The organism is Streptomyces sp. IBSNAI002, assembly GCF_052244475.1.
In the GTDB taxonomy this organism is placed as follows: Bacteria; Actinomycetota; Actinomycetes; order Streptomycetales; family Streptomycetaceae; genus Streptomyces.
Map to the genome: position 1 here is coordinate 5,628,384 of NZ_JBQPXG010000002.1, position 12,878 is coordinate 5,641,261.

General features: G+C 71.6%; 11 protein-coding genes and 1 tRNA gene. 9 read left to right on the forward strand and 3 right to left on the reverse strand.

The genetic code is table 11. The features are described from left to right. The first annotated feature begins 14 nt into the window (after positions 1-14). Together ACTVZO_RS27270 and ACTVZO_RS27275 are read left to right on the forward strand one after the other, a co-directional pair. Entirely contained in the window at positions 15-695 is a 681-nt protein-coding gene (locus ACTVZO_RS27270) for an AIM24 family protein (protein WP_443303280.1), read from the forward strand. A 17-nt stretch (positions 696-712) separates the two neighbouring features. Then, positions 713-1,468: an AIM24 family protein gene (locus ACTVZO_RS27275; protein ID WP_384229115.1), complete on the forward strand. Its 756-nt coding sequence runs from the start codon at positions 713-715 to the stop codon at positions 1,466-1,468. 63 nt (positions 1,469-1,531) lie between these two features. On the opposite strand, the gene ACTVZO_RS27280 is transcribed toward ACTVZO_RS27275, so the two are convergent. After that, positions 1,532-2,056: an NUDIX hydrolase gene (locus ACTVZO_RS27280; RefSeq protein WP_443300869.1), complete on the reverse strand. Its 525-nt coding sequence runs from the start codon at positions 2,054-2,056 to the stop codon at positions 1,532-1,534. Beyond that, a complete protein-coding gene (locus ACTVZO_RS27285; RefSeq protein ID WP_443300870.1) occupies positions 2,053-3,486 on the reverse strand; it encodes a zinc-dependent metalloprotease in 1,434 nt (477 codons plus the stop codon). The genes ACTVZO_RS27280 and ACTVZO_RS27285 overlap by 4 nt, the downstream gene beginning before the upstream one ends. A gap of 328 nt (positions 3,487-3,814) precedes the next feature. On the opposite strand from ACTVZO_RS27285, the gene ACTVZO_RS27290 reads away from it, so the two are divergent. From ACTVZO_RS27290 to ACTVZO_RS27305, 4 genes are all read left to right on the forward strand, one after another. Then, entirely contained in the window at positions 3,815-4,876 is a 1,062-nt protein-coding gene (locus ACTVZO_RS27290) for an SDR family oxidoreductase (RefSeq protein ID WP_384229153.1), read from the forward strand. Positions 4,877-5,027: 151 nt separating this feature from the next. Beyond that, positions 5,028-5,489 (forward strand): molybdenum cofactor biosynthesis protein MoaE, encoded by a 462-nt coding sequence (locus ACTVZO_RS27295; protein WP_443300871.1) that lies wholly within the window; start codon positions 5,028-5,030, stop codon positions 5,487-5,489. A 145-nt stretch (positions 5,490-5,634) separates the two neighbouring features. After that, the gene (locus ACTVZO_RS27300; RefSeq protein WP_443300872.1) at positions 5,635-5,832 is read left to right on the forward strand and encodes a hypothetical protein; all 198 of its coding nucleotides are present in this window, start codon (positions 5,635-5,637) and stop codon (positions 5,830-5,832) included. 85 nt (positions 5,833-5,917) lie between these two features. Further along, positions 5,918-7,009: a YlbL family protein gene (locus ACTVZO_RS27305; protein ID WP_443300873.1), complete on the forward strand. Its 1,092-nt coding sequence runs from the start codon at positions 5,918-5,920 to the stop codon at positions 7,007-7,009. Positions 7,010-7,057: 48 nt separating this feature from the next. Here ACTVZO_RS27305 and ACTVZO_RS27310 read toward each other — a convergent pair whose 3' ends face one another. Further along, positions 7,058-7,627 (reverse strand): PPA1309 family protein, encoded by a 570-nt coding sequence (locus ACTVZO_RS27310; protein WP_443300874.1) that lies wholly within the window; start codon positions 7,625-7,627, stop codon positions 7,058-7,060. Positions 7,628-7,785: 158 nt separating this feature from the next. Between ACTVZO_RS27310 and ACTVZO_RS27315 the strand changes: the two genes are divergently transcribed. The 3 genes from ACTVZO_RS27315 (at position 7,786) to ACTVZO_RS27325 (ending at position 12,859) form a co-directional block, all read left to right on the forward strand. After that, positions 7,786-10,668 (forward strand): UPF0182 family membrane protein, encoded by a 2,883-nt coding sequence (locus ACTVZO_RS27315; protein WP_443303281.1) that lies wholly within the window; start codon positions 7,786-7,788, stop codon positions 10,666-10,668. Positions 10,669-10,720: 52 nt separating this feature from the next. After that, positions 10,721-10,794: transfer RNA gene (locus ACTVZO_RS27320), tRNA-Met, on the forward strand. 202 nt (positions 10,795-10,996) lie between these two features. Further along, entirely contained in the window at positions 10,997-12,859 is a 1,863-nt protein-coding gene (locus ACTVZO_RS27325; protein ID WP_443300875.1) for a sel1 repeat family protein, read from the forward strand. Positions 12,860-12,878: the final 19 nt, after the last annotated feature.

The window sequence follows — 12,878 nt, forward strand, 5'->3', positions numbered from 1 at the left end:
CCGACATGAACGCAATGAACCAACAGCTCGCGGGCTACGCCCCGACCCCCGTCACGGCCCGCATGGAGAACCACGGCCGGGCCATGCTCAAGGTCGCCATGCAGAGCGGCCAGGACCTCTTCGCCCGCACCGGCTCGATGGTGGCCTACGAGGGCTTCGTCCAGTACGAGCCCAATCCGCCGGCCGTGCGCCAGATGGCCTCGCAGTGGCTCACCGGCGAAGGCGCCCCGCTGATGAAGTGCACCGGCGACGGCCTGCTCTACCTCGCCGACTACGGCGCGGACGTGGTCGTCATCAACCTCAACAACGACTCGCTCTCCGTCAACGGCACCAACCTGCTCGCCTTCGACGCCCACCTCCAGTGGGGCGTCGAGCGGGTCAAGGGCATGGCCAAGTTCGCAGGCCAGGGCCTGTTCAACGTGTCGATCGCCGGCACCGGCTGGGTCGCGCTCACCTCGCGCGGCACGCCGATCGTCGTCGACTGCGGCCGCGGCGAGGACGAGACGTACGTCGACCCGGACGCGCTCGTCGCCTGGTCGCCGAATCTCAAGGTCAAGGGCAAGCGCAGCTTCAAGGCCTCTTCGATGATCGGCCGGGGCAGCGGGGAGGCCTACCAGATGGCCTTCTCCGGCCAGGGCATCGTCGTCGTACAGCCCAGCGAGGACAGCACCGACCGGCTCCGGGCCCGGGGCTGAGGGGGAGCGGACACATCATGCAGAGCGCACTTTTCGCCCACGCCGAGGCGCAGTCCCAGGACCGGTACACCGTCCAGAACCCGCAGCTGCTGCGGGTCTCGCTGACCGGCTCCGACGACGTACTCGCCCGCAAGGGCGCCATGGTCGCCTACCAGGGGATCATCGATTTCGACGGCGAGTACCAGAGCGCCAACCAGCGCGGCGCCCGGCGCCGCACCGGCGAGGGCCTCGACCTCATGCGCTGCTCCGGGCAGGGCACGGTCTACCTCGCCAACCTGGCGCAGTACGTCCACGTCGTGGATGTCGACCAGGACGGGCTCACCGTCGACAGCAGCTACGTGCTGGCCCTGGACTCCACCCTGCACACCGAGGTCATCGCGGTGGACAGCCAGTACGGAATCTCCGGGTCCGGCAAGTACCAGCTCAACATCAGCGGCCGCGGCAAGGTCGCCCTGATGACCTCCGGGCAGCCCCTGATGCTGCAGGTCACGCCCGACAAGTACGTCAACGCCGACGCGGACGCGATCGTCGCCTGGTCCACCTCGCTGCGGGTGCAGATGCAGGCCCAGACGCACTCCACCGGCGTCTGGCGGCGCCGCGGCAACACCGGTGAGGGCTGGGAGCTGAGCTTCCTCGGCACCGGGTACGCCCTGGTGCAGCCCAGCGAGGTGCTGCCGCCGCAGAACGCCCAGATCGGACAGGGCGCCGCCGCCCAGTTCGGCATGGGCCAGCACGGCGCGCACGCGCAGAACCAGAACAACGCCTGGAACTAGCCTTCCGAGGCACGACGAAGGGGCGGCCCCGCGCAGCGGGCCGCCCCTTTCGTCATGCCGGTGTCACAGCCGCGCCAGGGTCGCCTCCAGCAGTCGTACGACCGAGGTGTCGGCCACCGCCGCCACCTCCTCGTACGGGAACCAGCGCAGGTCCAGCGACTCCTCGCTGATCTCCGCCTCCGCCCCGGCCGGTGCCAGCGCCGCGTACTGCACGTCCAGGTGCCAGTTGCAGGGCGCCGGGATCGGATGCCGGTCCAGGCGCACCGGGCCGCCGGGCAGCAGCGTCAGCCCGGACGCGATGCCCGACTCCTCGCGGGCCTCGCGCAGCGCCACGTCGGCGAGGGTGGCGTCGCCCGGCTCGCAGTGGCCGCCCATCTGCAGCCACATGCCCAGCTTCTTGTGCAGGGTCAGCAGGACCCGCCGGCGCTCCGGGTCGATCACCAGCGCGCTGCCCGTGACGTGCCCGGCCCGGCAGGGCTTGTAGACCCCGTCCGGATGGGCGGCCAGGTGCTCCAGGTAGGTCTCGCGCAGCTCGGGCTGGCCCTCGTAGCCCTTCAGGACGAGGACCGCGTCTTCGTGCAGGCTCACTTCTTCTCGTCGCCGTTCTGCTCGCCGTTCTGGTCGCCGTTGCCGTCGCGCTTCCCGTCGCGCTTCTCGGCGGCCTCGCCGAGCATCTTGTCGATCTCGGAGAAGTCCAGCTGCTCGCGGTGCACGAAGCCGTCCGGGTCGTCCAGGTCCGAGGCCGTCGGCAGCATGTCCGGGTGCTCCCACAGGCCGTCGCGGCCGTCGACACCGCGCGCGTCGGTGAGCGAGGCCCACAGCCGCGAGGCGTCGCGCAGCCGGCGCGGGCGCAGCTCCAGGCCGATCAGCGTCGCGAAGGTCTGCTCCGCAGGGCCGCCGGAGGCGCGCCGCCGCCGCATGGTCTCGCGCATCGCGTCCGCCGAGGTCAGCCGGGTCTTCGCGGCCTCGTGGACCACCGCGTCGACCCAGCCCTCGACCAGCGCGAGCGCCGTCTCCAGGCGGGCCAGGGCGGCCTTCTGCTCGGGGGTGTCCTGCGGCTGGAACATGCCGCCCGCGAGCGCTTCCTGCAGCTGCTCGGGGTTGGAGGGGTCCAGCTGCCCGACCACGTCCTCCAGCTTCGAGGTGTCGACCTTGATGCCGCGGGCGTAACCCTCGACCGCACCGAACAGGTGCGAGCGCAGCCACGGCACGTGCGCGAAGAGCCGGGCGTGGGCCGCCTCGCGCAGCGCGAGGTACAGCCGCACCTCGTCCAGGGGCACGCTCAGGTCCTTGCCGAAGCTCTCGATGTTCAGCGGGAGCAGCGCGGCCTTGCCGGCCGGACCCAGCGGCAGCCCGATGTCGGTGGAGCCGACGACCTCGCCCGCGAGCACGCCCACGGCCTGCCCGATCTGCTGGCCGAACATGGCCCCGCCCATGGAGCGCATCATCCCGAGCAGCGGGCCCGCCATGGCCTGCATCTCCTCGGGGAGCACCCCGCCCATGGCGGCGCCGACCCGCTCGGCGACCGGGTCCACGAGCTCCTTCCACACCGGGAGGGTGGCCTCGACCCACTCGGCGCGGCTCCACGCGACGGCCGTGGTCGCGCCCGAGGGCAGCGAGGTCACGCCGTCCAGCCAGTGGTCGGCCAGGCGCACGGCCTCCTCGACCGCGGACTTCTCGGCGACGCCGACGCTGGTGTCCTTCACGCCGTCCGCCGTGCCCTGCGCGACGGTCTGGCGGGCGATGTCCTTGGCCATGTCCCAGTTCACGGGACCGCCCTCGTAGCTGAGCATCTGGCCGAGCTGCTGGAAGGCCGCGCCGAGGTCGTTCGGGTTCATCGAACCGAACATCGAGGCGAACGGGTTGTCCGCACCGCCCGGGCCGCCGGCGCCGCCCGGCAGGCCCATGCCCGGGAACCCGAACGGATTCGGGCCGCCCTGGCCGCCCTTCTTCTTGCCCTCGTCGCCGTTCTCCGGCTCCTCCGGCGGAAGGCCGAATCCGAATGGGGTGTCACTCACGGGTTTCCTCGGCTCGTAGGGCCGCCGGCGGGAGCCGGCGGGCATTGGTCCCGACAACACCACCCAGCGTAGACACCACACCCGCTTCGGGGCTCGGTGCTCCGCCGACTCCTGGGCTGCGGCAGGATGGACGTCACCTGGTAGGTACGCGTCACGGCGCGTCCCTACTGAAGACAACCGCTGGAGACGCCTGGTGAGTTCCCCGGATCCGCACGCTTTGGGCAAACACGGCTCGGACAAGCACGGCCGCGCGCCGCACGACGCGGAAATCCGCGCCGAGCACGGCGAGGACGCTCCCGGTGTTCGCCAGCCGCGAAACGAGGCCGGCCTGCCGCGGCGCAGCCCCGTGATCGCCGTCACCGGCGCCGCGTCGGGCGTCGGCGCGGCGCTGGTGGCCCGCCTGGCCGCCTCCGACGAGGTCAAGCAGGTCGTCGCGATCGACGAGCGGCGCGGGGACTGCGCGGCCGCCCAGTGGCACGTCCTGGACGTACGGGACCCCGCCATCGCCGAGAAGCTGCGCGGCGCGGACGTGGTCGTGCACCTCGCCCTGGACCTGGACCTGGAGACCGACCCGGCGGCCCGTACGGCGTACAACGTGCGCGGCACCCAGACCGTGCTGACCGCCGCCGCGGCGGCCGGGGTCCACCGGGTCGTGCTGTGCACCTCGGCGATGGTCTACGGGGCCCTGCCCGACAACGACATCCCGCTCTCCGAGGACTCCGAGCTGCGGGCCACCGCCGAGGCGACCGGTGTCGGCGACCTGCTGGAGATCGAACGCCTCGGGCGGCGGGCGCCGCGCGCGCACCCGGGCCTGAACGTCACGGTCGTCCGCCCCGCGGTGCTGGTCGGCGGCACGGACACCGCCCTGACCCGGTACTTCGAGTCCCCGCGCCTGCTGGTGGTCGCCGGGTCCCGTCCCACCTGGCAGTTCTGCCACGTCGAGGACCTGGTCAGCGCGCTGGAGTACGCGGCCCTGGAGAAGGTCGAGGGCGAGCTGGCGGTGGGCTGCGAGGGCTGGCTCGAGCAGGAGGAGGTGGAGGAGCTCAGCGGCATCCGCCGCATGGAGCTCCCCTCGGCGGTCGCCCTGGGGGCCGCGGCCCGGCTGCACCGCATCGGCCTGACGCCGTCCCCGGCCGGGGACCTCGCGTACACGATGCACCCGTGGGTGGTCAGCGTCAGCGGGCTGCACGCGGCGGGCTGGCGGCCGCGCTGGACCAACGAGGAGGTGCTGGCCGAGCTCCTGCAGGAGGTCGCGGGCCGGCACACGGTCGCGGGGCGCCGGCTCGGGCGCAAGGACGCGGCGACGGCTGCCGGGGCCGCGGGGGCGACGGTGGCGCTGCTGGGTGCGGCCGCCGCCGTACGGAGGGCCCGCAAGCGGCGCGGGATCTGACCGATCGGCTCCCGCGGGGGTGCGGCGCCGCCGCCGGGGCCCGTTTCCGGGGGCTCACCAGCGGGTTTCTGTAGGAGGCTCCCAAGGGGGAGCGTCCGGGACGGGCGAATCAGCTATTTCGCCTCGTCAGCGGCTAGGGCACGATGAAGGCATGGCACCGCACTTCGATCACCCCGGCGAGCAGGCCGCGCAGGACCCGATCCGGCTGCTCGCGATCCGCGACACCCCGCTCTCGATCGACGAGGTCTTCCGGGCCGTCGGCGACGACGCGACGGGCGGCACCACGCTCTTCGTCGGCACGGTGCGCGACCACGACGGCGGGGCGGACGTCGACTCGCTCGGCTACTCCTGCCACCCCACCGCCGAGGCCGAGATGCGCCGGGTCGCCGAGCGGGTCACGGCCAAGTACCCGGTCCGCGCCCTGGCCGCCGTGCACCGCGTGGGCGACCTGTCCGTCGGCGACCTGGCCGTGGTCGTCGCCGTGTCCTGCCCGCACCGCGGCGAGGCCTTCGAGGCCTGCCGGATGCTGATCGACGACCTCAAGCACGAGGTCCCGATCTGGAAGCACCAGACGTTCTCCGACGGCACCGAGGAGTGGGTCGGCGCCTGCTGAACACCCGGTCGTGGAACTGCCCCCGGAAGGCGGTACCCTCGCACCCGTTCGGCCGCGCAACACGCCCTCGATTTGCGTAACCCCCTCCCGGGCATGAGCGTTGAAGCCACCAACGACATGTACTCAGGGGTAGGGAGGCAGGCCCATGGCGTCTCTGGCGTGGTTGCTGATTCCGCTGTTCGCCGCGATCGGTGCGGGCATATGGGGCAGCTGGGCGGCACGCGACCGCACGCAAGGCGACATATCCGAGCTCGCGGGCTACGCGCGGTTCCGCGAGGCCATGGGCAGTGCCGAACAGGCCAAGGCGAGGGCACAGGCGCACTCCGGCTCCGACGCCGTCTGAGAATCCCCTGAGAGTTCCGCGTACGGCCCCCGTACGGACCGGCCCCAGCGGCCGCCCGACAGGGCGGTCCCGTACTGTCGGATCCATGCCACGCCGCACTGCGACGATGCTCGCTTCCACCCTCGTGCTGTTCGCGCTGCTCTGCGCGGGAGTGTTCATCAAGGTCCCGTACTCCGAGATGAGCCCCGGTCCCACGGTGAACACGCTCGGCGACTCGCACGGCGAGCCCGTCCTCAACATCTCGGGGCGCAAGACCTACCCCACCAGCGGTCACCTCAACATGACGACGGTCCGCGTCACCGGCGCGGACTACGACATGAACCTGCTGGAAGCGGTGTACGGGTGGCTGTCCGACGACAACATCGTCGTGCCGCACGAGAACCTCTACCCGGACGGCAAGACGGAGGAGCAGTCCTCCCAGGAGAACGCCGAGGAGTTCAGCCAGTCGCAGCAGAGCGCCAAGGTGGCCGCCCTGAAGCAGCTCGGCATCCCGGTCTCCGCCCGCGTCATCGTCGCCTCCGTGGTCAAGGCGAGCCCCTCGGAGGGCAAACTGCACGCCGGTGACGTCATCAAGGCGGTGGACGGCGCCCCCGTCACCGCCCCCGAGGACGTGGCGAAGCTCGTCACCAAGCACAAGCCCGGTGAGCCGGTCGAGTTCACCATCGTGCCCGCCGACGAGGCGGCCGAGGCGGCGAAGGCGAACCGCGAGCCCACCGGCTCCACCAAGGTCACCATCACGGCGGGCAAGGCGGAGGACGACGGCCACGCCATCGTCGGCATCCGGGCCGGGACCGACCACACCTTCCCGTTCACGATCGACATCAAGCTCGCCGATGTCGGCGGCCCCAGCGCCGGCCTGATGTTCGCCCTCGGGATCGTGGACAAGCTCACCCCGGAGGACCTGACCGGCGGCAAGTTCGTCGCGGGCACCGGCACCATCGACGACACGGGCAAGGTCGGCCCCATCGGCGGCATCCAGATGAAGACCATCGGCGCCCGCCAGGCCGGCGCCCGGTACTTCCTGACGCCCGCCGACAACTGCGCGGCCGCGTCCGTCCACGTGCCCGACGGGCTGACCCTGGTGAAGGTCTCCACCATCGAGGACGCCACGAAGTCGCTGGAGAAGATCAGCAAGGGGGACACGGCCGGGCTGCCGCAGTGCAGCGCCAAGCCCTGACCCGGCCCCCCGCCCCCGCTCCCCACGGATCCCCGCGCGGCCCGACGGCTACGAGAAGGTCGCCGCCAGCGCCTCCGCCAGCCCGGGCACCAGGCCCCCGCCGGTGAGCACCTCGGTGGAGGAGTCCTTCTCGCGCAGCCGTACGGCCGACTCCCGCGATCCGTCGCGCAGCACGGCCACGGTCAGCCGGACCTCCTGCCGCTCCGGGTGTCCGGCGACCCACTTCGCCAGCTGCTTGTCGCTCAGCCCCTCCGGTACGGAGGCCTCCGCGGACGGAGGCAGCATCAGCCGCTCCACCGTCAGCGCGCAGCCGACGACGGCGTCGGGCCAGGCGATGGTGCCGAGGAACTTGTCGAGGGGGGTCCCGGCCGGGACCTCGTCCTGCTCGATCGGGGTGAGGGAGGACTTTCCGGCGTCGTCCTGGTCGAGGCCGAGCTGGCTCGCCAGCCGCGGCTCCTGCTTCTTGAGCCGGGCTGTGTCGACGAGGGCGAACAGCCGGGCGGGCTTGTCCCAGCCGAGGCCGGCCGCGTACTCGTCGATCTCGAGACAGGCACGGGTCAGCGGGCTGGCCGCCATCGGCGTGCCGGGGGAAGGCGAAAGGTTGGACATGGACAACATCCTGCCTCCTTTCCACCGGATACCGGGAACTGACTAAAGCCTCAGTAAGTTCCATGAGTGGGCTCTACGATCGGGGGCCCCGTTGAATACCAGACCCTCCCCCGGACTCCGTCCGGGGGGACCCCAGACTTTCAGAGGTGCGCACCTTGGCTTTCCAGATGCCGGACCGCGGCGGAGGCCCTTCGGGGCCACGGATGAGAGTCGGCCGCCCGTCCAGGCGAGCCCGCACTCTCCTCATGACCTTGGGCGTGCTGGCTGTCCTGGTCATGCTTTTCATCATGTTCGCGGGCTTCTGGACGGACTGGCTCTGGTTCCGCTCCGTGAAGTACTCCACCGTCTTCACCACCACCCTGTGGACCAAGATCGGCCTCTTCGCCGTCTTCGGCCTGCTGATGGCGGGTGCCGTCGGGTTCAACATCTGGCTGGCGCACCGGCTGCGGCCGCCGCTCAGCGCGATGTCGATGGAGCAGCAGAGCCTCGACCGGTACCGGATGAGCGTCGCCCCGTACAAGAAGTGGCTGCTGCTGGGCATCGCCGTACTGGTGGGCCTGATCGCGGGCGCCTCGGCGGCCGGCCAGTGGAAGACCTGGCTGATGTTCGTGAACGGGGTGCCCTTCGGCCAGAAGGACCCCGAGTTCCACCTGGACGTGTCGTTCTACACGTTCGACCTGCCCTGGTACCGCTTCCTGCTCGGCTTCGGCTTCGCCGCGGTCGTGCTGTCGGTGATCGCCGCGGCCGTCGTGCACTACCTGTACGGCGGACTGCGCGTGACCAGCCCGGGGGCCCGGGCCACCGCCGCGGCGACCGGCCACCTGTCGGTGCTGCTCGGCCTCTTCGTGACGCTCAAGGCGATCGCGTACTGGCTCGACCGGTACGGCCTCGCCGTGAAGTCCAGTGACTTCAAGGCCGCGGACAACTGGACCGGTCTGCGCTACGTCGACGCGAACGCGTACCTCCCGGCGAAGACGATCCTCGTCGCCATCGCCGCGATCTGCGCCGTGCTGTTCTTCGCGACGCTGTGGCGCCGCACCTGGCAGCTGCCCGTCATCGGCTTCGGCCTGATGGTGCTCTCGGCGATCCTGATCGGCGGGCTGTACCCGGCGATCGTGCAGAAGTTCCAGGTCCAGCCGAACGAGCAGGCCAAGGAATCGCCGTACGTCCAGAAGAACATCAAGGCGACGCGCGACGCCTACGGGATCGCCGGCTCCGAAGTCAAGGACTACCCGGGCGTCCCGGCCGCGGGCACGGACAAGAACCAGCTGCGCAAGGCGGCCGACACGACCGCCAGCGTCCGCCTGCTCGACCCGAACATCGTCTCCCCGGCGTTCCAGCAGCTCCAGCAGGTCAAGGGCTACTACGCCTTCCCGTCCACGCTCGCCGTGGACCGGTACAGCGGCCAGGACACCGTCATCGGGCTGCGCGAGCTGAACATCGCGGGCATCCCGAAGAACAACTGGATCAACGACCACTTCAAGTACACGCACGGCTACGGCGTGGTCGCGGCCAAGGGCACCACCGTCGGTGACCAGGGCGCTCCCGACTTCACCCAGTCCGACCTGCCCTCCAAGGGGATGTTCGGCACGGACTTCGAGCAGCGCATCTACTACGGCGAGCAGACGAAGCAGTACTCGATCGTCGGCGGGCCGCAGAAGGAGCTCGACTACTCGGACGACAAGGGCGAGAAGGAGACGAGCTACACCGGGAAGTCCGGCGTCAGCCTCGACAACCCGATCAACCGGGCGGCGTACGCGCTGACCTTCAGCGAGCCGCAGATCCTGTACTCGGGGGCCATCGGCGAGGGCTCGCGGATCCTGTACAACCGCACGCCCAAGGAGCGCGTCGAGGCCGTCGCCCCGTGGCTGACCATCGACGGCGCCCCGTACCCGGCGGTCGTCGACGGCAAGGTCAAGTGGATCGTCGACGCGTACACGACCACCAACGGCTACCCGTACGCCTCGCGCACCACCCTGGGCCAGAGCACCGCGGACTCGCTGACCAACAGCCAGCGCGCGGTGGTGGCGCAGGAGAACCAGGTCAACTACATCCGGAACTCGGTGAAGGCCACCGTCGACGCGTACGACGGCACGGTCGACCTGTACCAGTGGGACACCCAGGACCCGGTCCTGAAGACCTGGATGAAGGCGTTCCCGGGCACGGTGAAGCCCAAGAGCGACATCTCCAAGCCGCTCATGGACCACCTGCGCTACCCGCAGGACCTGTTCAAGGTCCAGCGCGAGCTGCTGACCCGCTACCACGTCACCGACCCGCAGACCTTCCTCAGCGGCAGTGAGGCCTGGGCCGTCCCCGACGACCCGACGACCAAGGCCGGCACGGCGGTTCCGCCGTATTACCTGTCGATGAAGCTGCCGGGCCAGACGGAGAAGGACCAGGTCTTCTCGCTCACCACGACGTTCACGCCGAACGAGCGGGACAACCTGAGCGCCTTCATGTCGGTCAACGCCGATCCGGGCACCCCGGACTACGGCAAGATCAGCGTCCTGAAGCTGCCGACCAGCAAGCCGGTCGACGGCCCCAAGCAGGTCCAGAGCAAGTTCCAGTCCGAACCGAAGATCGCCGAGTCGATCCGCCTGCTGCGCGGTGGAGACTCGGAGGTCGAGTACGGAAACCTGCTCACGGTCCCGCTCGACGGCGGAATGCTCTACGTGGAGCCGGTGTACGTGCGCAGTTCGGGGCTGAAGTACCCGCTGCTGCGCAAGGTGCTGGTGACCTACGGCGGGCAGACGGCCTTCGAGGACACGCTGGAGAAGGCGCTGAACGTGGTCTTCGGGGCCGAGGCCCCGACCACGCCCGTGCCGCCGGTCCAGCCCCCTGGCGACGGCTCCGTGACGCCGCCGACCGCGGCGGACCCGACGGTGAAGGCGGCGCTCGCCGACGCCCAGCGGGCCATCGAGGAGGCCGAGAAGGCCAGGCAGGCCGGCGACTGGGCGGCCTTCGGCAAGGCGCAGGAGGACATCAAGGCGGCGCTGAAGCGGGCGATCGACGCGGAGGCGAAGCTGACGGCTCCCAGCCCGGGAGGCTGACCGCCGGCCGGTCATGGCTCCGTCCCGCGTCGTGATACTGTGGTTTCACCGACGCGGGGTGGAGCAGCTCGGTAGCTCGCTGGGCTCATAACCCAGAGGTCGCAGGTTCAAATCCTGTCCCCGCTACTGAAAACGAAGGCCCGGATCCCTTGGGATCCGGGCCTTCGTCATGTCCGGGGCGGACACGCGGTAGCTGAGACGGGTGAGTTGGGGCGGGAGCGTGTTTGACTTGGCTCTCTATGGGCATGTCGACAAAACGCTGTAGTGACCTCACTGGCTGCGACATACCAGGTGTACGCGGGTAGCAGGTGATGCGACGATGGGATTTATGGGGGACAGGTCAACTCTGCTGGAGACAGGGCGGTTTGCGAGGGCGGATGCCGAGCCGGGTACGGGAGCCGGTGACCCGGCTCCCGTTGTCAACGCGCAGACCGCGCTGAACGATGCGGACTTCTTGGACAAGCACAGCGCGGAGGAGATGTTCGCCGAGACCGACACGGCGAGCGACGCCGAGCTGGAGGCCCGCCACCGGGTGGCCGCCGACAAGGGCGACCCCGGTGCCATGAGCGTGCTCGGTGCGCTGCTGCTGCGCCGCGGCGACCTCGACGGCGCCGAGCCGTACCTGCGCGGTGCCACGGGGGAAGGGGACCGCGCCGCCGCGAACAACCTGGGCGTACTGCTGCACCAGCGGGGCTACCCGGAGGAGGCGGCCGGCTGGTGGCGGGTGGCCGCCGTGGCCGGATCCGCTCCGGCCGCGCACGCCCTGGGCCGCCACTTCCGTGAGCGCGGGGACGAGCCGGCCGCCGAGTACTGGCTGCGCCAGGCGGCGGAATCCGGCCATGCGCTGGGGGCGTACGGCCTGGCCGACCTCCTGGAGCACCGCGGCGACAAGGGCGTGGAGCGCTGGTTCCGCGCCGCGGCGGAGCAGGGGCACCGCGAAGCCGCGTACCGGCTGGCCCGGCACCTGCGCAAGGGCGACCCCGCCGAGGCCGAGCAGTGGTACCGGCAGGCCGCCGCGCGCGGGCACCGCCGCGCCGCGCTGCACCTGGGCGCGCTGCTGGAGGCGCGCGGCGAGCTCAAGGAGGCCGGGCGCTGGTACCTGACCTCCGCCAAGCAGGGCGAGGCCCGGGCGGCCTGCGCCCTGGGCTTCCTGCTGCGCGACGCCGGGGACGAGGACAGCGCCGCCGCGTGGTGGCACCGCGCCGCCCAGGACGGCGACGGCAACGCCGCCAACGCACTCGGCGCGCTGCACGCCGCCCGCGGCGAGACCCAGACCGCGGAGCGCTGGTACCGCAGCGCCATGGACGCGGGCGACCAGAACGGGGCGTACAACCTTGCTTTGCTGTGCGTCGCACAGGACCGGACCGCGCAGGCCGAGCAGTGGTACCGGCGGGCGGCCTACGCCGGCCACCGGGAGGCGGCCAACGCGCTCGCCATCCTGCTGCTCCAGGGCGGGGACGCGGCGGGCGCGGAGCCGTGGTTCTCGAAGGCGGCCGAGGCGGGCAGCGTGGACGCCGCCTTCAACCTCGGCATCCTGTTCGCCAGCCGCGACGAGGACCGCACGGCGCTGAAGTGGTACGAGCGGGCGGCGTCGGCGGGCCACACCGACGCCGCGCTCCAGGTCGGCATCGCGCTCGTGCGCGACGGCGAGGAGCGGGCCGCCGAGCGGCACCTGCGGTGCGCGGCGGGCGGCGGCAGCGCGGAGGCGGCCTTCCGGCTGGCCGCGCTGCTGGAGTCGCTGGCCCCGCCGCCGGAGCCGGTGGCGCTGGGCGAGCCGGTGGGCGGTGCGCCGCGGACCGAGAGCGAGGAGTGGTACGAGCGGGCCGCCGAGCTGGGGCACCGCCGGGCCCAGGTGCGCGTCGGCATGCTCGCCGCGGCCCGGGGCGACCTGGCGGCCGCCGCGCGCTGGTACCGGGAGGCGGCCGAGGCCGGGTCCCGCAACGGCGCCTTCAACCTCGGGCTGCTGCTGGCCCGCGAGGGGAGCGAGCCGGAGGCCGCCCTGTGGTGGACCCGGGCCGCGGTGGCGGGGCACGGCCGCGCCGCCCTGCGGCTGGGCCTGCTCGCGGCGCGTCACGGGGACCTGGCCGAGGGGCAGAAGTGGTGCGTCCGCGCCATGGAGCTGGGCCCGGCGGAGGTCTCGGAGCGTGCGGCGCGGCTCCGCGACGCCCTGGCCGAGGAGCTCTCGGCCTGATCCCGGGCCGGGTCCGCCG